This is a genomic window from Caulobacter sp. SL161 (assembly GCF_026672375.1).
GTDB lineage: Bacteria > Pseudomonadota > Alphaproteobacteria > Caulobacterales > Caulobacteraceae > Caulobacter.
This window is the reverse complement of sequence record NZ_JAPPRA010000001.1, coordinates 1,376,230-1,401,349: the sequence shown is the minus strand read 5'-3', so window position 1 is coordinate 1,401,349 and position 25,120 is coordinate 1,376,230. Positions and strand designations below refer to the sequence as shown.

The 25,120-nt window shown below is 68.6% G+C and carries 24 protein-coding genes and 2 pseudogenes; 16 read left to right on the top strand and 10 right to left on the bottom strand.

What is annotated here, in order from left to right; genetic code table 11:
• Nucleotides 1-117: 117 nt before the first annotated feature.
• From OVA11_RS06850 to OVA11_RS19790, 8 genes and pseudogenes are all read left to right on the top strand, one after another.
• The gene (locus OVA11_RS06850; protein ID WP_268068915.1) at nucleotides 118-1,230 is read left to right on the top strand and encodes an alpha/beta hydrolase; all 1,113 of its coding nucleotides are present in this window, start codon (nucleotides 118-120) and stop codon (nucleotides 1,228-1,230) included.
• 158 nt (nucleotides 1,231-1,388) lie between these two features.
• The gene (locus OVA11_RS06845; protein WP_268066753.1) at nucleotides 1,389-2,384 is read left to right on the top strand and encodes an NADPH:quinone oxidoreductase family protein; all 996 of its coding nucleotides are present in this window, start codon (nucleotides 1,389-1,391) and stop codon (nucleotides 2,382-2,384) included.
• Nucleotides 2,385-2,597: 213 nt separating this feature from the next.
• Nucleotides 2,598-2,732 (top strand): 50S ribosomal protein L34, encoded by a 135-nt coding sequence (gene rpmH / locus OVA11_RS06840; protein WP_004622337.1) that lies wholly within the window; start codon nucleotides 2,598-2,600, stop codon nucleotides 2,730-2,732.
• A gap of 93 nt (nucleotides 2,733-2,825) precedes the next feature.
• The gene (gene rnpA / locus OVA11_RS06835) at nucleotides 2,826-3,275 is read left to right on the top strand and encodes a ribonuclease P protein component (protein WP_268066752.1); all 450 of its coding nucleotides are present in this window, start codon (nucleotides 2,826-2,828) and stop codon (nucleotides 3,273-3,275) included.
• A 7-nt stretch (nucleotides 3,276-3,282) separates the two neighbouring features.
• Nucleotides 3,283-5,130, top strand: coding sequence for a membrane protein insertase YidC (gene yidC / locus OVA11_RS06830; protein ID WP_268066751.1), 1,848 nt, complete (start codon nucleotides 3,283-3,285; stop codon nucleotides 5,128-5,130).
• Complete coding sequence (gene yihA / locus OVA11_RS06825; RefSeq protein ID WP_268066750.1) at nucleotides 5,130-5,819, top strand: ribosome biogenesis GTP-binding protein YihA/YsxC; 690 nt, start codon at nucleotides 5,130-5,132, stop codon at nucleotides 5,817-5,819. Before yidC ends, yihA begins: the two co-directional genes overlap by 1 nt.
• A gap of 257 nt (nucleotides 5,820-6,076) precedes the next feature.
• On the top strand, nucleotides 6,077-6,562 hold the full coding sequence (locus tag OVA11_RS06820; RefSeq protein ID WP_268066749.1) for an ASCH/PUA domain-containing protein: 486 nt from the start codon (nucleotides 6,077-6,079) through the stop codon (nucleotides 6,560-6,562).
• A 42-nt stretch (nucleotides 6,563-6,604) separates the two neighbouring features.
• Nucleotides 6,605-6,757, top strand: a pseudogene (locus tag OVA11_RS19790) (hypothetical protein); the annotation flags it as partial.
• 86 nt (nucleotides 6,758-6,843) lie between these two features.
• On the opposite strand, the gene OVA11_RS06810 reads toward OVA11_RS19790, so the two are convergent.
• From OVA11_RS06810 to OVA11_RS06795, 4 genes are all read right to left on the bottom strand, one after another.
• Complete coding sequence (locus OVA11_RS06810; RefSeq protein WP_168193694.1) at nucleotides 6,844-7,299, bottom strand: chemotaxis protein CheW; 456 nt, start codon at nucleotides 7,297-7,299, stop codon at nucleotides 6,844-6,846.
• 159 nt (nucleotides 7,300-7,458) lie between these two features.
• Complete coding sequence (cydX, locus tag OVA11_RS06805) at nucleotides 7,459-7,578, bottom strand: cytochrome bd-I oxidase subunit CydX (RefSeq protein ID WP_096032587.1); 120 nt, start codon at nucleotides 7,576-7,578, stop codon at nucleotides 7,459-7,461.
• Between the two features lie 18 nt (nucleotides 7,579-7,596).
• Nucleotides 7,597-8,748 (bottom strand): cytochrome d ubiquinol oxidase subunit II, encoded by a 1,152-nt coding sequence (gene cydB / locus OVA11_RS06800; RefSeq protein ID WP_268066748.1) that lies wholly within the window; start codon nucleotides 8,746-8,748, stop codon nucleotides 7,597-7,599.
• Between the two features lie 14 nt (nucleotides 8,749-8,762).
• Complete coding sequence (locus tag OVA11_RS06795) at nucleotides 8,763-10,325, bottom strand: cytochrome ubiquinol oxidase subunit I (RefSeq protein ID WP_268066747.1); 1,563 nt, start codon at nucleotides 10,323-10,325, stop codon at nucleotides 8,763-8,765.
• A gap of 123 nt (nucleotides 10,326-10,448) precedes the next feature.
• On the opposite strand from OVA11_RS06795, the pseudogene cydD reads away from it, so the two are divergent.
• Both cydD and OVA11_RS06785 read left to right on the top strand, forming a co-directional pair.
• Nucleotides 10,449-12,088: pseudogene (gene cydD / locus OVA11_RS06790) on the top strand (thiol reductant ABC exporter subunit CydD).
• 172 nt (nucleotides 12,089-12,260) lie between these two features.
• Complete coding sequence (locus OVA11_RS06785; RefSeq protein WP_268066746.1) at nucleotides 12,261-13,856, top strand: amino acid ABC transporter ATP-binding/permease protein; 1,596 nt, start codon at nucleotides 12,261-12,263, stop codon at nucleotides 13,854-13,856.
• Between the two features lie 8 nt (nucleotides 13,857-13,864).
• Here OVA11_RS06785 and OVA11_RS06780 read toward each other — a convergent pair whose 3' ends face one another.
• Nucleotides 13,865-13,972 (bottom strand): hypothetical protein, encoded by a 108-nt coding sequence (locus OVA11_RS06780; RefSeq protein WP_024265619.1) that lies wholly within the window; start codon nucleotides 13,970-13,972, stop codon nucleotides 13,865-13,867.
• 109 nt (nucleotides 13,973-14,081) lie between these two features.
• Here OVA11_RS06780 and OVA11_RS06775 point away from each other — a divergent pair, with 109 nt between their 5' ends.
• A complete protein-coding gene (locus OVA11_RS06775) occupies nucleotides 14,082-15,569 on the top strand; it encodes a PAS domain S-box protein (RefSeq protein WP_268066745.1) in 1,488 nt (495 codons plus the stop codon).
• A complete protein-coding gene (gene fixJ / locus OVA11_RS06770; protein ID WP_268066744.1) occupies nucleotides 15,562-16,170 on the top strand; it encodes a response regulator FixJ in 609 nt (202 codons plus the stop codon). The genes OVA11_RS06775 and fixJ overlap by 8 nt, the downstream gene beginning before the upstream one ends.
• Nucleotides 16,171-16,172: 2 nt before the next feature.
• On the opposite strand, the gene OVA11_RS06765 is transcribed toward fixJ, so the two are convergent.
• Nucleotides 16,173-17,366 (bottom strand): LptF/LptG family permease, encoded by a 1,194-nt coding sequence (locus OVA11_RS06765; RefSeq protein ID WP_268066743.1) that lies wholly within the window; start codon nucleotides 17,364-17,366, stop codon nucleotides 16,173-16,175.
• A gap of 109 nt (nucleotides 17,367-17,475) precedes the next feature.
• On the bottom strand, nucleotides 17,476-18,843 hold the full coding sequence (locus OVA11_RS06760; protein WP_268066742.1) for a glycosyltransferase family 4 protein: 1,368 nt from the start codon (nucleotides 18,841-18,843) through the stop codon (nucleotides 17,476-17,478).
• Nucleotides 18,844-18,931: 88 nt separating this feature from the next.
• Between OVA11_RS06760 and OVA11_RS06755 the strand changes: the two genes are divergently transcribed.
• Nucleotides 18,932-20,116 carry a glycosyltransferase family 4 protein gene (locus OVA11_RS06755; protein WP_268066741.1) on the top strand — a complete coding sequence of 395 codons (1,185 nt, stop codon included), beginning with the start codon at nucleotides 18,932-18,934 and terminating at the stop codon, nucleotides 20,114-20,116.
• A 319-nt stretch (nucleotides 20,117-20,435) separates the two neighbouring features.
• Here OVA11_RS06755 and OVA11_RS06750 read toward each other — a convergent pair whose 3' ends face one another.
• Nucleotides 20,436-20,726, bottom strand: coding sequence for a hypothetical protein (locus OVA11_RS06750; protein WP_268068913.1), 291 nt, complete (start codon nucleotides 20,724-20,726; stop codon nucleotides 20,436-20,438).
• Between the two features lie 318 nt (nucleotides 20,727-21,044).
• Nucleotides 21,045-21,422, bottom strand: coding sequence for an oxygen-responsive sensory/signaling system negative regulator FixT (fixT, locus tag OVA11_RS06745; RefSeq protein ID WP_024265615.1), 378 nt, complete (start codon nucleotides 21,420-21,422; stop codon nucleotides 21,045-21,047).
• A gap of 175 nt (nucleotides 21,423-21,597) precedes the next feature.
• Here fixT and fixK point away from each other — a divergent pair, with 175 nt between their 5' ends.
• Nucleotides 21,598-22,248 (top strand): transcriptional regulator FixK, encoded by a 651-nt coding sequence (gene fixK, locus OVA11_RS06740; protein WP_268066740.1) that lies wholly within the window; start codon nucleotides 21,598-21,600, stop codon nucleotides 22,246-22,248.
• Between the two features lie 113 nt (nucleotides 22,249-22,361).
• Here the strand turns inward: fixK and OVA11_RS06735 are convergent, their stop codons facing one another.
• Entirely contained in the window at nucleotides 22,362-23,678 is a 1,317-nt protein-coding gene (locus OVA11_RS06735; RefSeq protein WP_268066739.1) for an MFS transporter, read from the bottom strand.
• Nucleotides 23,679-23,811: 133 nt separating this feature from the next.
• Here OVA11_RS06735 and motA point away from each other — a divergent pair, with 133 nt between their 5' ends.
• The gene (gene motA, locus OVA11_RS06730) at nucleotides 23,812-24,678 is read left to right on the top strand and encodes a flagellar motor stator protein MotA (RefSeq protein WP_010918636.1); all 867 of its coding nucleotides are present in this window, start codon (nucleotides 23,812-23,814) and stop codon (nucleotides 24,676-24,678) included.
• A 111-nt stretch (nucleotides 24,679-24,789) separates the two neighbouring features.
• A complete protein-coding gene (locus tag OVA11_RS06725) occupies nucleotides 24,790-25,116 on the top strand; it encodes a hypothetical protein (protein ID WP_268066738.1) in 327 nt (108 codons plus the stop codon).
• Nucleotides 25,117-25,120 lie beyond the last annotated feature (4 nt).

Here is a 25,120-nt window from a genome sequence, read left to right as displayed (position 1 = left end):
TGACCCGCTACACCCGCACATCATCGTGTCATCCCGGAAGCCTCGCAGAGACTATCCGGGACCCAGGGCGTGAAGAAGCGCCGTACACGCCGCCCCCGGGTCCCGGCTCTCCGCGCTATGCGCTGCGGCCGGGATGACACGTGTATCGAGCGCGTAAGAACAACAAAGAAGCAGGGAAAAACCATGGCATCCGACGCCGCCCAGAAGACGATCCTGAAACTGATCCTGTCCCTGCCCAGCCCCATCCTGCGGGCCATGTCCGGCGGCGGGGTCGTCTACAAGGGCGGGCGCACCCTGGACCCGCGCTTCCAGTTCTTCGCCAATGCGGCCAAGAAGCTGCCGCCGATGACCAGCCTGTCGCCCGCCGAGGCCGTGGCCGGCAGCGCCAAGGGCCTGGCCGCCGTGCAGGGGCCGCTGGAGACGGGCGTGCGCACCGAGAGCCTGTCGGTGGAAGGGCCCAACGGCCCGATCCCCTGCCGCGCCTATCGCCCGCCGCAGACGGACGCCAAGGCGCCGCTGATCGTCTACGCCCACATGGGCGGCGGCGTGATCGGCGACCTGGAGACCTGCCACGCCTTCTGCTCGATCCTGTCGCGCATCTGCAGCACGACGGTGATCTCGGTCGACTATCGCCTGGCTCCCGACCACAAGTTCCCGGCCGGCCTGGAGGACGTGCTGGCGGCCTATCGCTGGGCGCGCGACAACACCGCCCGCTTCGGCGCGGCGCCCGTTCCGCCGGCGATCGGCGGCGACAGCATGGGCGGCAACTTCTCGGCCATCATCGCCCAGGAAATGAAGCGCACGGGCGAGCCTCAGCCGGCGCTCCAGATCCTGATCTATCCGGCCGTGGACGTCGCCAGCGAAACCGCGTCGATGACCACCTACGCCGACGCCTATCCGCTGACCCGCGCGACCATGGACTGGTTCATGGGCCACTATATCGGCGCCGACGCCGACCCGGCCGATCCGCGCCTGTCGCCGGACAAGACCGCCGACCTGACGGGCCTGGCCCCCGCCGTGGTCGCCACCGCCGGCTTTGATCCGCTGGTCGACCAGGGCGAAGGCTACGCCAAGCGGCTGCAGGCGGCCGGCGTGCCGGTCAGCTACCGCTGCTATGACAGCCTGGCCCACGGCTTCACCGCCTTCACCGGCGCCATCCCCGCCGCCGACGACGCCTGCCGCGAGATCGCCTGGCTGGTGCGCGAGGCGTTCGAGAAGCGGACGCTGTGATCGCCCCTTAATGCCCGTGACATCCCGGAAGCCTCGCAGAGGCTATCCGGGGCCCGGGGGCGGCAAGCGCGGCGCGTCGTCACCCCTGGGTCCCGGCTCCGCCCCCGGCGCGAGGCCGGGGGTCCGGCCGGGATGACACCCTTGTTTGGGATGGAAGCTTGAACACGCAACCCACCATGCGCGCCCTCGTCGTCGAGGACCTCGCCCCGAACTACGCCGGCTGCGCGGTCCGCGAGGTCGCCACGCCGACGCCGGGACCGGGCGAGACGCTGGTCCGCGTGCGGGCCGCCAGCGTCAACTTCCCCGACCTCCTGATGACGCGGGGCGAGTATCAGCTCAAACCGCCCCTGCCCTTCACGCCAGGCCTTGATCTCGCCGGCGAGGCCGTGGCGCTGGGCGAAGGCGTGAGCGGCCTGGCGCTCGGTGACGCCGTGGTCGGCGGGGCGCGGCTGGGCGGCTTCGCCGAGTACGCCGTGCTGTCGGCCGGCGCGTTGAAGCCCAAGCCCGCCCGATTGTCCTTCGCAGAAGCCGCCGCCTATGGCGCGGCCTATCTCACCGCCTATGTCGCCCTGGTGCGCCGCGCGCGACTGGAGCCGGGCGAGTGGGTGCTGGTGCACGGCGCGGCCGGCGGGGTGGGTCTGGCGGCCGTGGACCTGGCCAAGGCGCTCGGCGCCCGGGTGATCGCCGCCTCGGCCTCCGACGCCAAGCTGGCGCAGGTGAAGGCGCTCTACGCCCCTGACGCCGTGGTCAATGTCACGGAGGGCTTCCGCGACCAGGTGAAGGCCATCACCGGCGGCCACGGCGCCGACGTGATCTATGACCCCGTCGGCGGAGACGTCTTTGACGAGAGCGTGCGCTGCATCGCCTTCGACGGGCGACTGCTGGTGATCGGCTTCACCTCGGGGCGGATCCCCAACGTCTCGGTCAATATGCCGCTGATCAAGGGCTTCTCGGTGATGGGCGTACGGGCCGGCGAATATGGCCGCCAGTTCCCCGCGAAGGGCCGCGAGAACGCGGACGCGATCTGGACCATGGCCAACGAAGGCGTGATCCGGCCGCACGTCCACGCCGAGCTGCCCCTGGACCGCTGGCGCGAAGCCTTTGACCTGCTGGCGCAGCGCAAGGTGGTGGGCAAGGCGGTGATCACGCCGTAAAGGCTGTCATCCCGGCCAAGCGCGAAGCGCGCCGAGCCGGGACCGCCAGATGCGCTGAGCCTGTGGGGGTCCCGGCTCTTCGCTGCGCTCCGGCCGGGATGACAGGCCCCTGAACCGACTCAGGTTGACATCCCTGCGACGTTCTTTTATCCACCGCGCCTCACTCGCGAGCCACCCGGCCCGCGTTCAACGTTTATTATTCGGAGCCACGTCGTGAAGCGCACCTTCCAGCCGTCGAAGCTCGTGCGTGCCCGCCGTCACGGCTACCGCGCGCGTATGGCCACCAAGAACGGCCAAAAGGTCGTCGCGCGTCGCCGCGCCAAGGGCCGCAAGCGCCTGACCGCCTAATTCTCTTTCCTCCCTCGGGAGGCGAGACGATGATCAAAGCCGCCTTTTCCACAGACCTGTCTTCAGGTTCTCGCCGGAAAGGCGGCTTTTTTCATGGCTGAAGCGCCGCACACCCTGAAGTTCGAGCGGCTGCGCAAGCGCCCCGACTTCCTGCTGGCCGCCAAGGCCCCGGCCCTGTCGCGCGGCGCGGTGTTCATCCAGATGCGCCAACGCGCCGACGATGACCCCACCGTGCGCGTCGGTTTCACCGCCACCAAGAAGATCGGCGGCGCCGTCGAGCGCAACCGCGCCAAGCGCCGGCTTCGCGAAGCCGCCCGGCTGGTCCTGCCCCTTCATGCCCGCCCGTCGCATGACTATGTATTCATTGCCAGAGGCGGCACGGGGACACGCGAATGGGCGCGTTTGCTTGACGATGTCAAAACCGCGCTGATAAGCCTCGCCGCCGACCAAGATCGCGGGGGAACCAAGGTTTCCCGGCGTTCGACCGGCGCTCTTCACGACGCCGCCCCTTCATCACAACCCGATCCCACAGTTTCCGGTTAAGCGCTCCATGCAGAACGACAACAAAAACACGCTGATGTTCATCGTCAGCGCGTTCGCGATCCTGATCGGGTACCAGTTCTTCGTCCTGGGTCCGCAGCAGAAGAAGGCCGAAGCCGAGTTCCGCGCCAAGAAGGCCGCCGAACAGCAGTCGGCCGCCAAGGCCGGCGTGACCCTGGACGCCAACGGCAATCCCGCGCCGCTGCGCCTGTCGCGCGACGCGGCCAAGGCGCTGAGCCCGCGCATCGAGGTCGACACGCCGGCCCTGTCGGGCTCGATCGCCCTGAAGGGCGCGCGCATCGACGACCTGTTCCTGCGCAAGTACGACGAGACCACCAAGAAGGACTCGCCGCCGGTCGAACTGTTCCGCCCCGAGGGCGCCGAGCACGCCTGGTTCGCCGATTTCGGCTGGGCCGGCGCCAACCTGCCGGGCCTGCCCGACAGCCGCACCGTCTGGACCGCCGCGCCGGGCCAGGTGCTGCGTCCCAATTCGCCGGTGACCCTGACCTATGACAACGGCCTGGGCCTGACCTTCACGCGCGTGATCGCCGTCGACGACCAGGCGATGTTCACCGTCACCGACAGCGTCAAGAACAACGGGACCAACGGCCTGCAACTGGCCCCCTACGCCACGGTCCAGCGCCAGGGCATCAGCGACGCCCTGGGCAAGAACCAGATCGTCCACGAGGGCGCGATCGGCGTCCTGGGCGCGGCCGACGAACAGAAGCTGGAAATGGCCAAGTACGGCAAGTGGAAGAAGGACAAGCCGCTGCAGTCCTTCGACTCGGTCGGCGGCTGGACCGGCATCACCGACAAGTACTGGCTGGCCGCGCTGATCCCCGGTCAGGACCAGGCCATCAAGGCCCAGTATCGCGTGACCAACGTGGCGGGCATCGACGTCTACGACGTCAACTTCCTGGGCCCGGTGCAGGTGCTGAACCCCGGCGCCACCGTCAGCCAGACCACCCGCCTGTTCGCCGGCGCCAAGACCGTGCCGCTGCTGCGCAAGTACGAGTACGGCGCGACCCCGGCTCCCGCCATCTGGGAGTTCTGGAACAGGACCAAGGCGGAAATCCCGCGCTTCGACGACGCCGTCGACTGGGGCATGTTCCGCTTCTTCACGCGCCCGATCTTCAACATCCTGGAAGTCTTCTACAAGCTGGTCGGCAACTTCGGCCTGGCCATCCTGCTGCTGACCGTCGTGCTCAAGCTCGTCCTCTATCCGATGGCCGACAAGAGCTACGAGTCGATGGCCAAGATGAAGAAGATCGCCCCCGAGGTCGAAAAGCTGAAGACCAAGCACAAGGACGATCCGGCCAAGCAGCAGCAGGAGATGATGGCGCTGTATCAGAAGGAAAAGATCAACCCGATGATGGGTTGCCTTCCGATGCTGATCCAGATCCCGGTCTTCTACGCCCTGTACAAGGTGCTGACCGTCACCATCGAAATGCGCCACGCGCCGTTCTTCGGCTGGATCCAGGACCTCTCGGCGCCGGATCCGACGACGATGTTCAACCTGTTTGGCCTGATCCCCTGGGATCCGGGTTCGCTGCCGCTGATCGGCGCGATGATCGCCCACCTAGGGGTCTGGCCGCTGCTGTACGGCTTCACCATGTGGCTGACCACGGCGATGAACCCGCCGGCCGGCGACCCCATCCAGCAGAAGATCTTCCAGTGGTTCCCGGTGATCTTCACCTTCACCCTGTCGGGCTTCGCCGTGGGTCTGGTGATCTACTGGTGCTGGTCCAACGTTCTGACCATCTTCCAGCAGTACATCATCATGCGCCGCTACAAGGTCGAGAACCCGATCGACCAGATCATCGCGCGCCTGCGGGGCAAGACGGCTGGCGCGACCTGATGAGCGACGAACAGAAGCTCCCGAAAGAACCGCCGGTCCTGCTGCCGGGCGCGGCGGATTTCACTGAGGAGCAGATCGAGACGGCGCGCGTGTTCTTCGCCCAGCCGGTCTCGTTCATCATGGGGGCGGTGCGCATGGACGCCATGCCGCCGTCCGACCTGCCCGAGGTGGCCTTCGCCGGTCGCTCGAACGTCGGCAAGTCCAGCCTGATCAACGGTCTGGTGAACCAGAAGTACCTGGCCCGCGCCTCGAACGAGCCGGGCCGCACGCGGGAGATCAACTTCTTCCTGCTGGCCGAGAAGGTGCGGCTGGTCGACCTGCCCGGCTACGGCTTTGCGCGGGTCTCGCGTTCGGTCGCCGACAAGTTCCAGGACCTGGGCCGCGCCTATCTGCGCGGTCGTCCGAACCTCAAGCGCGTGTACGTGCTGATCGACGCCCGCCATGGCCTAAAGAAGGTCGATCTGGAGGCGCTGGACGCCCTGGACGTGGCGGCGGTCTCCTACCAGATCGTCCTGACCAAGGCCGACAAGATCAAGCCGGCCGAAGTCGACAAGGTCGTGGCCGAGACCACCAAGGCCATCGCCAAGCGCGCCGCGGCCTTCCCGCGCGTGCTGGCCACCTCTTCGGAGAAGGGCCTGGGCATGCCCGAACTGCGCGCCGAGATCGTGCGGCTCTGCATCGACGAGTGAGCTAGGTCTCGCGCTTCAACATGGTGTCATCCCGGAAGCCTCGCAGAGGCTATCCGGGACCCAGGGGGTGAAGGAACGCGGTGCGCACCGCCCCTGGGTCCCGGCTCTCCCCCGGCTTTCGCCGGGGCCCGGCCGGGATGACACATGTTTTGAGAAGTCGTCTGATCCAAACAGCTTTACTGTCGTCAATTAACCCCACGCTAGGGTTCGCACGCCAGAACCCCCGGCTTCCTGTTTCCTAGAAAAGTCCGCCAGCCATGAACCGCCACGACCTGAAGACCTGGCCCAAGTACTTCGCCGCCGTCCGCGCCGGCCAGAAGCGCTTCGAGATCCGCCGCAACGATCGCGAGTTCGCGGTCGGCGACATCCTGGTCCTGCGCGAGTTCGATCCGGCCACCGACACCTATACCGGCCAGTTCGAAGAGCGTCAGATCACCTTCCTGCTGTCGGAAGAAGACTATGGCGGCGTTATCCACGGCTTCGTGGCGATCGGTTTCGGCGACGTCCCGACCCACCCGACCGCGCCGTCCGAGGGCGCCCTGACCGCCAAGGACCTGGCGGCCTGGCATGAGACGGCCTCCGCCAACGCCTCCCTCCGCGCCCAGGAGGCGCGCAAGGTCTCCGAGAGCTACGCGAAGAGCCATATGAGCGTCGCAGCCGACCGCCATGGCGCGGTGGCCGACGCCGCCGAGGCCGAGGCCAGCTTCCACGCCCAGGCGGCGCGGATCGTCAGCCAGGGCTGAGACCAAAGAAAAAGGCTGTTTTGACGTCAGGTGCTGATCGGCTCGCGGCGGCCGCCCTCGCCCGGAGTTTATCCTCGGGCCGACCTTCGGTCGGTCCCGGGGGACAAGCTCAGGGTGAGGACGACTGTCAGCCTCGGTGCGCACAAAATCCTCATCCTGAGCTTGTCGAAGGACGAGGATTTCCAGCCGCGTTAGCGCCCACACTCAACGCGAATACAGCTAAAGAAAAAGGCCGCCGGGATCGCCCCGGCGGCCTTTTTCTTTTCCGATGTCTGAACCGATCAGGCCGCTTCGCTGACCTGGGCCGGGAACACGTCGTCCATGCGCAGATAGGTGATCAGGCGGTTTTCCATCGAGATGATCGCCTGGATGTAACGCAGTTCCTCGACGCCGACGTCCGGCGCGGGCTGCAGGCTCTCGCGCGGCACGGTGAAGGTTTCCGACACGGCGTCCACCAGGATGCCGGCCAGACGGTCGCGGCACTCGACCACGACGATCACGTGGCGGGTCTCGGGGATCGTGACGCCCAGGCCCAGGCGATTGCGCAGATCGATGACCGGCATGATCGCGCCGCGCAGGTTGATGACCCCGCGCATGTAGTTGGGCGCATGCGGGATCGGCGTGGCCGGTGTCCAGCCTCGGATTTCCCGCACCGTCTTAACGTCGATGCAGAACTCCTGCTCACCGATGCAGAACGAGATCAGTTCCAGCGCGGGCGCGGCGTTGTCGGTCATCACGGTACCCCGATACGAATGGTTCGACCCGGAGCCGCGATCGACGCGCTCTGGGTCAATGCCAGAAAACCCCATATCGCGTTTAACAACCGTTAATTGGTGAACGAAGGAGGCGCGTTGCAATGTCGCGCCCCCTCAATTCGGGTCCATGAGGACGCTGGCTCAGCCTTCGTCGAGGCCTTCATCGCCCTCGTCGGACAGGGCGAACTCGTACCACATGCCATTCAGCACGCCGAAGGCGACGGCCAGGCCAAGGCCCAGGATCCAGGTGAAATACCACATCGGTTCGTTTCCTTCGGATCAGTAGAGGTCGGGATTGACGGCCAGGGCGGCCGTGGTGCTGCGGCCCCAGAGGACCTTGTAGACCCAGGCGGTGTAGGCCAGCACCAGCGGCAGGAAGACGATCGTCACCACCAGCATGATGAACAGGGTCAGGTGGCTGGACGAGGCGTTCCACACCGTCAGGCTCGAGCGCGGGTCCACGCTGCTGGGCAGGATGAACGGGAACATCGACAGGCCCACCGTGGCGATGATGCCCACCGCCGAGGTCGAGGAGCCGGTGAAGGCCATCCAGGCGCTCTTGGCGCGCAGCCCCAAGAGGGCCAGGGCGGCGCCGGCGAAGCCCAGCACCGGGGCCAGGATCATCCAGCCGTGGCGGCCATAGTTGTCGAGCCAGGCGCCGGGCTCTCGCACGGCGGCGGCGCCGCGCAGCGGGTTGGAGGGCCCCGCCGCATCAGCTAGGCCCTCGATCCGGAAGCCCATGCCGCCGAACGCCACCCAGAAGCCGCCGGCCGCGAACAGCACGATGCTGGCCAGGCCCGCGAGCTCGCCGATGCGGCGGGCGCGTTCAGCCACGGGGCCTTCCTCGCCCTTGACGGTGATCCAGGCCGCGCCGTGCAGCACCAGCATCGACACCGACAAGAGGCCGCACAGCAGGGCGAACGGCGAGAACAGACCCAGGAACGTGCCGTCATAGAAGGCGCGCAGGTCGCTATCCAGCCGGAAGGGCGCGCCTTGCAGCACATTGCCCAGGGCCACGCCGAAGCACAGCACCGGCACAAAGCCGCCGACGAACAGCGCCCAGTCCCAGAACGCGCGCCAGCGGGGGTCCTGCCGCTTGGAGCGGTACTTGAAGCCCACCGGCCGCAGGATCATCGCGGTCAGCACCACGAACATCGCGAGATAAAAGCCCGAGAAGCTGATGGCGTAGACGAAGGGCCAGGCCGCGAAGATCGCGCCGCCGCCCAGGATGAACCACACCTGGTTGCCTTCCCAGGTGGCGCCGACGGTGTTGATCACCATCCGGCGTTCCTCATCGGTCTTGGCGACGAAGGGCAGCAGGGCGCCGACGCCCATGTCGAAGCCATCGGTCAGGGCGAAGCCGATCAGGAGAATCCCGACCAGGGCCCACCAGATCACGCGCAGCGTGGCGAAATCGACGGGGATTTCCATTGTGAGGCGCTCCTTTAGGCGACGGCGGCTTCGGGTTCGGGCGAACCGTCGGGGGCGGGATCGTGCAGGGCGTACGGGCCGCGCTTGATGGTCTTGAGGATCAGGCCGACCTCGACCACAGCCAGCGCGCCGTACAGCAGGGTGAAGACCGCGATGCTGATCAGCAGTTGCGGAACCGTCAGGCTGGACGCGCCCAGGAAGGTGGGCAGCACGCCTTCCACCGCCCAGGGCTGACGACCGACCTCGGCCAGCACCCAGCCCATCTCGGCGGCGATCCAGGGCAGCGGAATGGCCGCCACCGCCAGGACCAGGAACCACTTGGTCTGGTGCTTGCGCAGGGTGACCAGCACGAAGGCCGTGGCGAAAAGCAGGATCATCAGGAAGCCGATGCCGGCCATGATCCGGAACGCCCAGAACATCACCGGCACCGGCGGCACCACATCCCAGGCGGTCTGTTTGATCAGCTCGGGACTGGCCTGACGCGGATCGGCGATGTGGCGCTTCAAGAGCAGGCCATAGCCGAGGTCGCGGCGGTGCTGCTCGAAGGTGGCGCGCGCGGCCATGTCGTTGGGATTGACCTTCAGGGCCTCGACCGCGCCATAGGCGATGACGCCCGACTCGATCCGGTCCTCGGCCTTGGCGACCAGCTCGAAAATGCCTTCCACCGGCTTGTCGAGGCTGCGCGTGGCGATCAGGCCCAGCACATAGGGGATCTTGACCTCGTAGTGGGTCTTGCGGTCGGCCATGCTGGGGATGCCGAAGGCGGCCAGGCCCGCCGGGGCGGGCTCGGTCTCCCACATGGCCTCCAGGGCGGCCAGCTTCATCTTCTGGTTATCGGTGAGCGCGTAGCCGCTCTCGTCGCCCAGCACCACGACCGACAGCGACGAGGCCAGGCCAAAGGCGGCCGCCACGGTCATCGACCGCTTGGCCACGCCCGCATACTTGCCCTTCAGCAGATAGAAGGCCGAGACGCCCAACACGAAGGCGGCGGCGATCACGTAGCCGGCGCTGACCGTGTGCACGAACTTGGCCTGGGCCACCGGATTGAACAGCACCTCACGGAAGCTTTCGACCTCCATGCGCATGGTGTCGGTGTTGAACACCGCGCCGACCGGGTTCTGCATCCAGCCGTTGGCGACCAGGATCCACAGCGCCGACAGGTTGGTGCCCAGGGCGACCATGAAGGTCACGAACAGGTGGCCCACCCGGGACAGCTTGTCCCAGCCGAAGAACATCAGGCCCACGAACGTCGCTTCGAGGAAGAAGGCCATCAGGCCCTCGATCGCCAGCGGCGCCCCGAAGATGTCGCCGACATAGTGCGAGTAGTAGGACCAGTTCATGCCGAACTGGAATTCCATGGTGATCCCGGTCGCCACCCCCAGTACGAAGTTGATGCCGAACAGCGTCCCCCAGAACCGGGTGATGGTTCGCCAGATCGGGCGCTTGGTCATCACATAGATGCTCTCCATGATGACCAGCATGAACGACAGCCCCAGGGTCAGGGGCACGAACAGAAAGTGGTAGAGGGCGGTGAGCGCGAACTGGAGTCGCGACAGGTCTACGACAGCGGGGTCCATGGACAGCTCCGAGGCGAACGGCCGATGATCAGGCCGATCGAGAGGCTTGCTCTAGACCCACCCAACCCTCCGTTCCTTGATCCGGATCAAGGCGAGCGGATATCGCCACCCTACACTCAACTGATGGGCGCCCGCATAGTGCAGTTCGATCGTCGCGATCTCGCCAAGACCTGGCTCAAGCAGTGGGAGCGGACCGTCGCGCCGACGGTCCGCCGCGCGAGCCTGCTTGGCTTGGTGGACGGCGTCGCCGCTATCGCCTTCGCCGCCGGCCTGGCCCTGAGCGTCGACGCGATCGCGCAGGGGCGTGGACCGGCCTCACTGGCGATCTGGCTGGCCGTCGCCGCCTTCGCCCTGGCGGTCCGAGGCGTCCTGGCGATGGCGACCGGCGTGCTGGGCGCCCGTGCTGCAGCCAACGCCAAGGCCGTGCTGCGCCTGACCTTGTCGCGCGCCGTGTTCGCCGGCCCGCGCCGCCCCGCCGGCGAAGCCGCCACCGCCCTGGTGGAGGGCGTCGAGGCGCTGGACGGCCACGTCGCCCGCTTTCTGCCCACGCGCCTCTCCGCCGGCGTCCTGCCGCTGGTGATGATCGCCGCCGCCGCGGTCGCCAGTCCCATCGCCGCCGCCATCATGTTGGGAACCCTGATCCCGTTCATCCTGGCCATGATCCTGACCGGCAGCGCCGCCGCCAGCGAGGCGCGCGCCCAGTTCCAGGCCCTGGAGCGGCTGTCGGCCCTGTTCCTCGACCGGGTCCGCGCCCTGCCCGTGGTGCTGGGCTTCCAGGCCGAAGGCGCGACCACAGTGGCCCTGACCCGTTCGGCCTCCAACCTCGCCGAGCGTACGATCCGCGTGCTGCGCGTGGCCTTCCTGTCCTCGGCGGCGCTGGAGTTCTTCGCCGCCCTGTCGGTGGCCCTGGTCGCGGTCTATTGCGGCTTCAACCTGCTGCGGCTGCTGCCGTTCCCGGTTCCGGAACAGCTGGACCTGGCGCGCGCCTTCTTCGTGCTGGCCCTGGCCCCCGAGGTCTACGCCCCCATGCGCCGCCTCGCCGCCGCCTATCACGACCGCCAGGCGGCCGAAGCCGCCGCCGAAAGCCTCTCGACCTTCGAGGCCCCGCCCCCTGCCCCGCCCGCGCCCCGCTGGCGGCCGCGCCGTCGCTTCGCTTTGACGGTGTCGAGATCCGCTATCCGGACACCGACGCTCCGGCCGTGCGTGACTTCGACCTCGTCGCGCCGGCGGGCTCCATCACGGCCCTGGTCGGGGCCAGCGGCGCGGGCAAGAGCTCGATCCTCAACGCCTTGCTGGGCCTGGCGCCGGTGACCGCCGGTGCGATTTCCGTCAACGATAATCCGCTTACGGATATTTCGAGCGACGCCGCCTGGGCGGGACAGTCACCACTGATCCTGCCGGCCTCGATCGCTGACAACATCGCCCTCGCCCGCCGCGACGCCAGCCGGGGCGAAATCGCCGCGGCGGCCGAACGCGCCGGTCTTGGCCCGGCCCTCGCCGCCCGTCCCGGCGGTCTGGACTTCGTGCTCGACGAGCGCGGCTCGGGCCTGTCCGGCGGCGAGCGTCGCCGGCTGTCCCTGGCCCGCGCCCTGCTCAAGCCCGCCCCGATCCTGCTGCTGGACGAACCGACCGCCAATCTCGACGCCGAGGCCGAGGCGGCGATGGTCGAGGCCATCCGCGAGGCCGCGCGGGGGCGCACCACCCTGATCGCCACCCACTCCGAGGCGGTCGCCGCTCTGGCGGACAAGGTGGTGCGGCTATGAACGTGATCTCTGCACCTCAGTTGCAGCTCCGATCGTCATCCCGCGCTTCATGCGCGGGACCCATTTGTCCGCCGCAGGGGCGGTGTCGGACGAGTACTCACGCGCAAGCTGAACCATGGGTCCCGCGCATGAAGCGCGGGATGACGACGGTAGGGTTTGGAGGCCTGGTCTAGTGCCCTCCTCCAATACTCCGCTCGACGATCTCATCCGCGCCCAGAAGCGCCAGCGCGCCGCCGGCCTGCGCCTGGCCGCCCTCAGCGCCGTCACCGTGGGCGCGGCCTCGACCCTGCTGCTGGGCCTGTCGGGCTGGTTCATCGTGGCCAGCGCGGCGGCCGGCGCGGCGGGCCTGGCCGCCGCCCATGCGTTCAACGTCCTGCTGCCCAGCGCCGGTATCCGCTTCCTGGCGATCCTGCGAACCGCCGCCCGCTATGGCGAGCGCTTGTCAGGCCACGCCGCGGCCCTGCGCGCCCTAGCCGCCATCCGCCCGGCGGTGTTCGAGAGCCTGGCCGCCGCACCGCCGGCCGAGTCGCTGGCGCTCTCGCGCGGCGAGGCCTCGGCGCGGCTCGTCCAGGACGTCGACGCCATCGAGACCCGCTTCGTGCGCCTGTCCGCGCCGTGGAGCGCCGCCGCCGGCCTGGGCGCGGGCGTGACGCTGGCCCTGCTGGCCGGATGGATCCCGGCCCTGTCGATCCTGACCGCCGCAAGCGCGGCGACGCTGCTGGCCCGCGCGCTGGCCCGGCGCTGCTCCGCCCCCGCCCGGGCCGCGATCCAGGCACGCACCGGCGCCCTCAAGGACTCCGTGGCCGCCCTCGTTTCGGCCTCGGCCGAGCTGCGCGCCTACGGTCTGGCCGACTGGGCCGGCGAGACGCTCAACGCCCGCGCCGCCAGCCTGGAGGACGCCCGACGCGCCGCCGCACGCGCCCAGGGCCTGATCGTGGCCAGCCAAGCGGTGATCGCGGGGCTCGCGGTGGCCGCCGCCGTCGCCAGCGCCGCGCCCGCCGGCGCGGCCCTCGCGGCTCTGGCCGGCCTGGCGGCGGTGATGAGCCTCGACGCCCTGACCAGCCTGGCCAGCGCCTTCGACCAGGACGGCGCGGCGCGCGAGGCGCGCGAGCGGCTGAACGCCGTGCTGCGCCATCGCCCAAGGCCGGCCTCGACCTCTGCGACGCCCCAGCCCCTGACGCTGCTGGGCCAGACGCTGGGCCCCGGCGAGCGGTTGGCGGTTTCGGGACCGTCGGGCTGTGGCAAGACCACCGCCATCGAGACCCTGCTGGGCCTGCGCGAGGCCGACACCCAGACGCCGCGCGGCGCCTTCGCCTGGCTGCCGCAGGACGCGGGTCTGGTGGCAGGGACGGTGCGCGACAATCTGCGCCTCGCCGCGCCCAAGGCCAGCGACGAGGACCTGTGGGTCGCGCTGGACGAGGCCTGCCTCGCCGACCGCGTGCGCGCCGCGCCCGAGGGTCTGTCGGCCTATGTCGGCGATGACGGCGAGCGCCTGTCGGGCGGCGAGCGGCGGCGTCTGGCCCTGGCCCGCGCCTATCTGCGCGACGCGCCCTGGCTGCTGCTGGACGAACCCACCGAGGGCTTGGACCCGGCCACCGAGGCGGCGGTCGTGGCGCGGCTGGATGCGCGCTTGCAGCGCACCGGACAGGGCCTCGTCCTGGTCAGTCACCGCCCTGCGCCCCTAGCGATCTGCCCGCGGAGGGTTCAGCTCGGCGCGCAAGAAAAAGGCCCGACGACCGTGTCGCCGAGCCTCGTTCCCACCCTATGAACTGGCGCTTATTTCAGATTGACCCGGATATGGGTCGTGAACAGCGCGACGGCGAAGGCCGCGAACGCGCCGATCACCAGAGCCAGATAGGCCGTTTGTCCACCCGACATCGACAGTCTCCTTTGCTGGAGACGCCAAGCTGGCCGAAGCTCGAAGCGCCCGCCTTGACCTGGCTCAAACGGGCGCGGCTATAACGGCGTGACATTCAGGAAGCCGCCCCCGACGATGAAACCGACCCGGAGCCTGTCCGCCAGCCTGTTCAGCGACCCGCACCCGGCCGCCTATCTCGCCGCGTTTGCGGCGGTGATGGCGACAGCGGTGGCGCGGCTCTACCTCCCCGAGGCGTTCACAGCCCCGTCGTCCTTCCTGCTGTTCGTGCCGGCGGTCCTGATCAGCGCGGCGCTGGGCGGCGTGGGTCCTGGCGTGTTCGGCACCACCTTCGCCTGGGCGGCGGTGTGGTGGGTGACGCGCGACATCCCGTTCGACCTGGTCAGCGGCCTGTCGGCGGCGATCTTCCTCTCGGTGGGCTTTGGCATGGCCGTGGGCGGCGGCTGGTTCCATGCCGCGCGGCGACGGGCGGCGGCGGTCAACGACCACCTGCGCTCGATCCTCGATACCGTGCCGGACGCGGTGGTGGTCATCGACCGCGCCGGGATCATGACCTCGTTCAGTCCCGCCGCGCAGCGGATGTTCGGCTGGAGCGAGGCCGAAGCGATCGGCAAGAACGTCAGCCTGCTGATGCCCGAGCCCTATCAGTCGGCCCACGACGGCTATCTGGATCGCTATGCGCGCACAGGCGACAAGCGGATCATCGGCGCGGGCCGGGTCGTCGTCGGCCGCCGCAAGGACGGTTCGACCTTCCCGATGGAGCTGGCGGTCGGCGAGACCCGGGGGCCGACGCCCTCGTTCACCGGCTTCATCCGCGATCTGACCGAGCGCCAGGAGACCGAGACCCGCCTGCAGGAGCTGCAGAACGAGCTGGTTCACGTCTCGCGCCTGACGGCCATGGGCGAGATGGCCTCGACCCTGGCGCACGAGCTGAACCAGCCCCTGTCGGCCATCGCCAACCTGCTGACCGGCTCGCGCCGCCTGATCGATCGCGGCCGCGAAGCCGACCAGGCCAAGGTGCGCGACGCCATCGACCGCGCCGCCGCCCAGGCCCTGCGCGCCGGCGAGGTGATCCACCGCATGCGCGACTTCGCCCGGCGCGGCGCCAGCGAGCGCGAGGCCGAAAGCCTGTCGAAGCTGATCGAGGAAGCCTCGGCCCTGGCCCTGATCGGCGAGAAGGAGCGTCAGGTCGACGTGCGCCTGAAGCTTGATCCGAAGGCCGACGACGTGTTCGCCGACCGGGTCCAGATCCAGCAGGTGCTGCTGAACCTGATCCGCAACGGCATCGACGCCATGCAAGCCCAGGAGCCGCGCAAGCGGGCCCTCCTGATCCGCACCGGCCTGACCGAGGAAGGCTGGTCCGAAGTCAGCGTCGCCGACACCGGTCCCGGCATCGCGCCCGAGGTGCTGGAGCGCCTGTTCCAGCCGTTCATGACCACCAAGCCGCAGGGCATGGGGGTGGGCCTGTCGATCTCGCGCTCGATCATCGAGGCGCACGGCGGCCGCATCTGGGCCGAGGCGAATCCTGGCGGCGGCGCGCTATTCCGATTTACGCTGCCCCCAGCCGAGTCTGTGGCCGGCGAGAAGGAGACCATCGATGACTGACGCCCCCGTGGTCCACGTGGTTGATGACGACGAGAGCGCCCGCGAGTCCTTGGCGTTCCTGCTGGAGTCGGCCGACTTCGAGGTCGTCGCCTACGCCAGCGCGCCCGCATTCCTGGACGCCCTGCCGCAGGCCAAGCCCGGCGTCGTCATCACCGACGTGCGCATGCCCGAGATGAGCGGCCAGGACCTCGTGGCCCGCCTGTCGGCGCTGAAGGTCAAGATGCCGATCGTGATGATCACCGGCCATGGCGACATCCCGATGGCCGTCGAGGCCATGCGCTCGGGCGTCATCGACTTCCTGGAAAAGCCGTTCTCGGAGTCGCGGATGCTGGACGCGCTCAAGCGCGCCTTCGCCACCGTCGAGGCCGCGCCGATCTCCGACGACCAGCAGGTGATCCTGAAGCGGATCGAGAGCCTGTCCGAGCGCGAGCGCCAGGTGCTGGACGGCGTGGTGGCCGGCCACGCCAACAAGGTGATCGCCCGCGACCTGGGCATCAGCCCGCGCACGGTCGAGATCTATCGCGCCAAGCTGATGACCAAGATGCAGGCCGACAACCTGGCGGCCCTGGTGCGCATGACCCTGTCGGTGCGGGGCGGCTGAGCTCAGCCTGGAAGCGCAGGCCGACGACGGACCGTCTTGATCACGGCCTGCGCCACTGCGGCGACCTGTTCGATGAACCAGCTGACCGGGTTCTCGCCCGGTCGTCTCTGGCTGACCCCGAAGGTGGCGATGCAGATCGCCGCGAAGATCGCCGCCGGCAGGGCGATGGCGACCAGGGCGGTGACGCGGGGGGCGGTGGCCTGTCCCAGCACCATCAGGATCTCGAAGGCGAACAACAGCACCCCGCCGGCGGCGACCGCCGCGCCCGAGCCCGCGCGCTTGGCGCTCAGGCCAAACGGCACCGCGATCAGCGGCAACAGCGGCAGGATCAGCGCCCGGGCGAGACGCGCGTAGAGCGCCGCGAGCAAGGTCTCACGCGGCAAGGCGGCGGGCTCCAGACCAAAGCCCTGGCGCGCCAGTTCGATCAGCGTCAGTTCGCTGACGTCCTCGCCGCGTAACCGCAGCAGCCCCGCATCGCCGGAGGGCACGTCGAACATCAGGCGCGAGAAATTGACCACATAGCTCTGGGCGCCGGCCACGGTGCTGATCTGACGTCCGTTCGTCAGCTCCAGCGCAATCTGGCTGTCGGCCGGGTTCTTGTGGACCACCGCTGACACGGCGGTGAGGATGTCTTCACGCCCGTTCGGATCGATGCGCCGGATGAAGACCTGCTGCAGATAGCGCCCGCTGGCGTCGGTCCGATCGGCGGTGAGGAAAAAGTCGGAGCCCGCCGACAGCAGCGCCTTGGGCCGCACATCGCCGTTCCAGCCGGCGTTCTCGGCCGCGTGCAGCACCGCGTGATAGGCGTAGCGGCTGTAGGGCTGCACGAAGCCGAACAGGATCACACTCAACACCATGAGCAGGACGCCCATCGCCACAAACGGCGCTGTGAAGCGGGTCAGCGACGTGCCGCTCGCCAGGATCGCGTCGATCTCGGAGCTCTTGTTCAAGCCGTTGACGACCACGAACAGGCCGATGAAAAAGCCGCCGGGCAAGGTCAGCCCCACATAGTGCGGCGTCAGGTTGACCAGCAGTTCGGCGAGATACCGCAAACCCTCCGTCGTCTGCGACAGCAGATCGAACGATCGCATCAGGCGCTCCATCAGGAACGCCACCATCGTACTGATCAGCACCGCCGACATCGGCGCCAGGGTCCGCCGCAGCAGGTAGCGATCGAGCGTGTTGGGAAAGATCAAGGCGGAACTCGTCGTACCGAGCGCCCTTTGCCAATCCGATCTGACCCGTCAGCTCGGCGAAAAGACGCTATTTCAAAGGTTTAGAGCGCGGCGATCCGACCACCGCGCGCTAGGGCGTCGACAGCGCGGCGGCCTGGGCGTCGATGAGGCCGGCGCGCCGTCCGGTCCGGGCGCGCAGTTCATGCGGGCTGACCTCGGCGCGGCTCGGCGCCGAGGCCCGCGCGTCCAGGGCCTCGGCATAGATGTCCACCACCTCGTCGAGAATTTCGGTCCACCGATAGGCCGCGCTGCGATCCAGGGCCTTGGCGCCCATCTGGCGCAGGCGATCCTGGTCCTGACAAAGGCTCAGGAGCGCCTGGGCGTAGCTGGCCGGATCGCTCGGCGCGCAGAGGATCGCGTCACGACCATCGCGCAGCAGCGCGCGGGTGTTGGGCGCGTCGGCGCAGACAATGGCTAAGCCCGACGCCATGGCCTCGAGATTGACGTTGCCGAAGGTCTCGGTGGTGCTGGGGTTGAGGAAGATATCGCCGCTGGCCAGGGCCGTGGCCAGCGCCTCGCCGGCCAGAAAGCCCGCGAAGGTCGCCATCGGAAGCCGTTCCTGGAACCAGGCGCGCGCCGGGCCATCGCCGATGATCAACACCTGCGGCGAAGGGCCCGAGGCGGCCAGGCGATCGATCGTATCGGCGAACGCCGCGAGCCCCTTCTCCATCACCAGACGTCCGAGGAACACGATGACCGGGCGATCCGGATCAAAGCCCTGCGCCGCCCGCCAGGCCGCGCTGCGTCGCGCCGGATTGAACAGGTCGGCGTCCACGCCGCGCGCCCAGGTCCGGACCTGCACGCCCAGGTTCTGCGCGCGCAGTTCCTCGCCGATCGCCGGGGTCGGCGTCATGACGAAATCGCAGGCGCCGTAGAACTGCCACAGCCGCCGCCGCGCGAGCGCGCGCAGGCCGCCCAGCCCGTAGTAGTCGAGATACGAGTCGAACAGCGTGTGCAGGCTGGCGACGACCGGCGTCTTGAGGCGCCGGCCCAGCTTCAGCGCGGCCGCGCCCAGCAGATCCGGCGCCGACAGATGGATCAGGTCCGGCGCGAACGCCTCGACATCGCGCCGCACCGCCGCCGGAAGACCCAGCGCCAAGCGATAGTCCCTGCGAAACGGGATGGTGACCGAGGGCACCGACACCAGATCGCCGACCGGGGCGAAAGCCGGCGTGGGCGAGGTCGGCGAATAGACTCGCACCTGCGCGCCGGTCGTGCGCTGCACGTGGTCCACCAGCCTGTTCAGCGACTTGTTGGCCCCGTCGAGCGTGTAATTGTAGTTCCCCGAGAACAGGGCGATCCGCGCCGGACGCGCGCCATGGGTGAACATCGAGGCCTTAGAATCCATCGCCATGCTTTCCCGTGAGCGCCTCGGGCCTGGCCCGGGCGGCTTCGCTTCCCCCCGGAAGCGGCTCAGTCCATGACTTAGAGCAGGCAACGCCGTCGTTTTTGTGAAGGCGCTCTACGCACGACCGTCACGGTACTGATTTACCGGTGGCGGACGTGTTCTTTTGGGGGGCCGCCGGATGCGGATCGTGGACGTCGCCGAGTTCTATTCACCCACCGGCGGGGGCGTTCGGACCTATATCGACCGCAAGCTCGAGGTGGCCGAGCAGCTGGGCCACGAGCTGTTCGTCATCGCCCCGGGGCCCGAAGACCGATTCGAATCCCGTCGATCGGGCGGCGTGATCTGGGTGCGCGCGCCGCGCCTGCCGTTTGACGCCAACTACTACATGTTCTGGGACACCGCGCCCGTGCACAAGCATCTGGACGCCCTGGCGCCCGATCTGGTGGAAGCCTCATCGCCCTGGCGCGGCGCCTGGGTCGTCGCGCGATGGCGCGGGCGCGCGGCGCGGTCGATGTTCATGCACGCCGACCCCGTGGCGATCTATCCGCAGCGCTGGTTCGGCGGAGTGGCCAGCCCCGAGCGCGTCGACCGGTGGTTCGAATGGTTCTGGCGCTATCTCCGTTCGCTGCGTCGCCATTTCGACACCACCGTCGCCGGCGGACACTGGCTGGCCAAACGCTTCGAGCAGCATGGCCTGGCCCCTGTGGCGGGCATCCCCTTGGGCATTGATCGCGCCGCCTTCTCGCCCGATTTCCGGGATCAGGCGTTGCGCGCGCGGCTGCTGGAGGCCTGCGCCATGCCCCACGACGCCAAACTGGCTCTGGCGGTGGGCCGATTCCATCCCGAGAAGCGCTGGCCGATGGTGATCGAGGCGACGGTGAAGGCGTCCAAAGCCACGCCGATCGGCCTGGTGGTGGTGGGCGATGGCATCGACCGCGCCCGCGTGCGGCGCGCCGCCGCCGGTCAGCCGAACGTGCACCTGATCCCGCCGATCCGCGATCGCCCCCTTCTTGCGGCCCATCTGGCCAGCGCGGACGTGCTGGTGCACGGCTGCGACTCGGAGACCTTCGGCCTGCTGCCCGCCGAGGCCATGGCCAGTGGCCTGCCCCTGGTCGGCCCTGATCGCGGCGGCTTCGCCGATCTGGCCCGACCCGAGAGCGCCGAGATCTATCGCTCCGGCGATACGAACGCCGCCGCCGCCGCCCTCCTGCGGCTGCTGGCGCGCGATCCTGCGCAGCTCCGGGCCGCGGCGCTGCAGGCGGCGGCGGGCGTCAGGCCCGACGTCGACCATTTCGCCGAACTCTTTGATCACTATCGGACGATCGCGGACCGCGCCTTGGCCGGCGGAGAGGCGAGGCCATGACCGCTTCGCCCCCGCAAGAGGCCTGGAGCCCCAAGGCGCCTTCGCTCTGGTGGAATGTCCTGGGCGTGGCCGTCTCGGTGGGACTGGTGGCGGCGATCCTGTTCCAGCTGGACAGCGCGGCCGCCGACGGGATGAAGATGATCGTCCAGCTGCCGATCGCGATCTGGCCGGCCATGGTCCTTCTGTATCTGACCCAGCCGATCTGCGATTTCGCCGTCTATCGGCGGACCTGGAACCTGCCCCTGTCGGGCTTTGGGGTGCTGCTGCGCAAGAACGTGATCAACGAGATCGTGCTGGGCTACAGCGGCCAGGCCTATCTCTATGTGTGGGCCCGGCGCGTCAGCGGCGCGGATGTCGCCCCGTTTGCGGCGATCAAGGACGCCAGCATCATATCGGCGCTGCTGGGCAACCTGCTGACCCTGGTGCTGACCGCCGTCAGCGTCACGCAGCTCACCCAACTGGGCCTCGTCAAGCAGCTCGGACCGGCGCTGTGGTCCGGCCTGATCCCCATCGCCATCTCGATCGGACTGGTGGCGTTCGGACGCTGGGTGTTCTCACTGTCGCCCCGTCTTCTCCTGTTCGTCACCAGCGCCCATACGCTGCGCATCATCGTCTCCACCGCCCTCACCGTGATGATCTGGCGCATGGCCCTGCCCGAGGTCGAGGCCCAGCTTTGGCTGGTGCTGATGGCCGTTCGCTATCTGGTGTCGCGCATTCCGCTGCTGGCCAACAAGGACCTGGTGTTCGGCAATCTGATGGTCTTCCTGCTGGGTCCGCAGGCCCCGGTGGCGGTGCTGCTTGCGGCGCTGGCCCTGGCGACCCTGCTGATGCACCTGGGCGTCATCGTCATCCTGGGCGCCGTCGCACTGGCGCGGCATCTGGCCAAGCGGATTACGCGCGACGCCCCGTCAGCCGGCGCCCCTTAGGTCTAGAGGCCCGGCGCCGCGCGAGCCAGGAGAGCCGACAGCTCGCGACCCAGCTTGTCGTCCAGCAGCGGCTTTTCCACCAGGGTGACCCCGGTGACCCCCCGCCGCGTCAGGCGTTGGGCGTCTCCGGTCAGGACGATGGTCGGACGCCCGGCGGTCGGGGGCGGTACGGAGGCGTCGCCGTCATCGATGACCACGCACGCCGCCGCCCCACAGTCGGAACATGCCAGACAGCCGTCCGTGTCGGCGGGCGCGCGCACCGCATAACCGTCGGTTTCCAGCGAGAACCGCAACGCGTCGCGCAGGGCCTCGTCCTCCACCAGGAGGAGGATCATGGGACGGTCGGTTTCGCCGTCCGACAGGTCGGGCCGGTCGCACATGCGTCGCAAGCCGCCACAAGGGCAGGCGGCGCGCCTTGATCGGCGTCAAAATCGCCGCCCTCAGCATCGCCGCCTAAGGGACTCCCCTTAGCGGACCGCTCCTTAGGCGCATGCCCCGAATTTCGGACCCGTTTGAGATGGCGCAAAAAACCCACAACAAATGAGGGGGTTTCCCATGCTGTCTCCGATCCGCGCCAAGGCTTTCGAAAGCGACCACCTGCTCGACGCCGTCCTGCCCGCCCCGGGGGCCTGCGCCCGCTTCCACCGTGACGAAGAGATCTTCGGCGAGGGCGAAGCCGCCGACTATGTCTATCAGGTGGTGTCGGGCTCGGTGCGCACCTATCGGATCCTGCGCGATGGCCGCCGCCAGATCGACGAGTTCCATTTCGCCGGCGACTATTTCGGCCTGGAGATGACCGAAACCCACCGGATCAACGCCGAGGCCATGTCGGACGCCACCGTGCGGATGATCCGCCGCGGCGCGCTCAGCGACCTGGCCGCCCAGCGCGGCGATGCGGCCCGGGCGCTCTTCCGCCTGACCGCCGAGGGCCTGCAGCGCTGCCAGGACCACGTGCTGATGCTGGGCCGCCGCTCGGCCCAGGAACGGGTCGTGGGTCTGCTGCTCGACATCGCCACCCGCACCCGCGCCGACGCCGAACTGGACGTGCCGATGAGCCGCCAGGACATGGCCGACTATCTGGGCCTGACGATCGAGACCGTGTCGCGCACCCTCACCAGCCTGCAGGACGAGGGCCTGATCGCCCTGCCGACCGTCCGCCACATGGTGCTGAAGGACCGCCGCGCGCTGGAGCGTCTGGTGGCTTAAAGCTAGAGCGTGAGGCCGAAAGTGGGAACCGGTTTCGGCTATTCTCACGCTCTAAGTATTTGATTTAGAGCCTTTTTACGCCTGAAATCGATTCCGATTTCAGGCTAAAGGCTCTAGACGCCGCCCTCGTCGGACCGCTCCAGGCCCGCGATCGTCGCTTCCTTATCCGCGTCGCCCTGGTTGACCGAGCGCAGCATGACCTGCCGCATCGCATAGACGAGCATGGCGAGCAGGATCACCGTGTTGAGCACGAACGGCGCCCAGCCGATCTGCTCGTAGAGCAGCACGAACAGCGGGGCGACCACGACGTTCAGGCCGTTGATGGCGGCGATCGCCCCGGCGGCGCCGGCCTGGTCCTTGGCCTCCACCGACAGCGACGCCCCCGCCGTGAAACCGGGACGGGCGAAGCCATAGCCCAGGCTGGCGATCGCATAGCCGATGGCGACGGCCGCATAGTCGGGTGCGAAAGCCACGACGATGTTACCCAGGGCGGCGGCGGCCACGCCCCAGCGCATCAGCTCGCGCGGCCCCATGCGGAACATGCGGATCAGGCCCCACTGGGCCAGAAGCCCCGCCACCGCGCCCGCCGCCATGGCCAGGGTGATGAAGCCCTGGGCCTTGATCGGCGACAGGCCCAGCTTGTCGATGATCAGGAACCCCAGGGTCTGGGTCTGGGCCGTCTGGCAGGTGGCGACCAGAAACCCGTAGATCAGAAAGGGCTTCAGGCGCGGGTCCTTCCAGAGGGCCGCCCCTTCGCCGCGCCAGGGAAGACCCATGCCGCGCCGGCGCGGCGGCGTGTCGCCCCGTCCGGGCGTGAAGGTTTCAGGCAGACCGCGATGCACCACCACGAGCATCCCCGCCGCCAGGGCCGCGAAGGCCACCATCGGTCCGGCCAGTCCGACGCCGGGCAGAACGAACAGCGGGGCCAGCAGCGGCCCGACCACCGTGCCCAGGCCAAAGGCGCCGGCCAGGCTGGCCATGGTCTGGGTGCGCTCCTCGCGGCTGGTCCGTTCGGCCAGATAGGCCTGTGTCGCCGGATTGGCCGCTGAGCCGAAACCGCCGAACAGCGCCCGCGCCAGCAGGAACAGCACGAAGATCACCATCGGCGGCGCCAGATGGTGCAGACCCGCCGAGACCACGATCGCGCACAGGGTCATCGACACAGCAAAGCCCGCCAGGCCCAGCATGATCAGCGGCTTGCGCCCGCGCAGGTCCGACTGCCGGGCCCAGAACGGCGAAGTCACCGCCCACAGCACCGCCGACAGCGAGAAGATCCCCGCGACCAGGGCGTCAGGAATGCCGATCTCGCGACCGATCGCCGGGAGTACCGACAACATGCCGGTGTTCCCCAGGGCGGTCGCCACCGACACGCCGAAGAGAATGGCGAACGCCCGCCGGTTGGTCCGGCCGTCTTGAGTGTCCCCAGTCATCAAACAACCGTTAGACCCGCGTTCCCGCCCGCGCAATGTGTCGCAGGCTCGCCCGCGAAGTCTCGACGGGCGAGAACCTTGGATTAATCATTAATCGGCATGATGCGCCGATAAATTCGGGGCGCGCCACACTATGTTCCAGATCATCGGCATCGTTCTGCTCTTCGCCATGGTGTTCGGCAGCTACATCATGGCTGGCGGCAAGATGGACGTGATCATCCACGCCGCGCCGCACGAACTGATGGCCATCGGCGGCGCCGGCGTCGCCGCCTTCCTGATCGGCAACTCGGTGACCGTGATCAAGGCCACGCTGGGCGGCTTCGGCACCATCTTCAAGGGTCCCAAGTGGAAGGCGCAGGACTATCGCGACCTGCTCAGCCTGCTGTTCCTGCTGACCAAGACGATGAAGTCCAAGGGCGTGATCGCCCTGGAAGCGCACATCGAAAAGCCGCACGAAAGCACGATCTTCTCGCGCTACCCCAAGATCGCCCACGACCATTTCGCCGTCGACTTCATCTGCGACACCCTGCGGATGATGACCATGAACCTGGAAGATCCCCACCAGGTCGAAGACGCGATGGAAAAGCAGCTCGAAAAGCACCACCACGAGGCGCACGGCGCCGCCCACGCCCTGACGCAGCTGTCCGACGGTCTGCCGGCCCTGGGCATCGTGGCCGCCGTGCTGGGCGTCATCAAGACCATGGGCTCGATCACCGAGCCGCCGGCGGTGCTGGGCACCATGATCGGCGGCGCGCTGGTCGGTACGTTCATGGGCGTGTTCATGGCCTATGGCCTGGTCGGCCCGATGGCCACGCGCCTGGGCGGGGTGCTGGACGAGGACCATAACTTCTACAAGATCATCCAGGCGGTTCTGGTCGCCCACCTGCACGGCAACGCCGCCCAGATCTCGGTCGAGATCGGTCGCGGCAACGTGCCCAGCGCCTACCAGCCCAGCTTCGCCGAGCTGGAAGAAGCCCTGTCGCAAATGCCCAACGAATAGGTCGGGGACACCCTACCGACTCGTAACTTGCGCGGCCTCTCGAACCGGTATTCCTTTCCGAGCCGAAGACGTCGCCGCCAAGGCGACGCGGCCAATCGAAGGGGAAACCTCATGACCTCCACCCTGATCCGCAAGCTGCTGATCGCCGGCGTCGCCGTCTCGGCCCTGTCGCTGGCCGCCTGCGGCAAGAAGGAAGAAGCCGGCGCCGAAGACGCCGCCGCCAAGGCCGCGGCCGCTGACGCCTCGACCGTGACCGACGCCGCCTCGGCCAAGGACCAGGCCGCCGCCGACGCCAACAAGGCCGCCGCCGACGCCGCCGCCGCGCCGGTCGATCCGGCCGACGCCGCCGCCGCCGGCGCCACCTCGACGACCGCCCCCGCCGAAGCGGCCGCGCCGGCCGAGGCCGCCAAGCCGGAAGAGAAGAAGGCCGCGCACTAGGTTC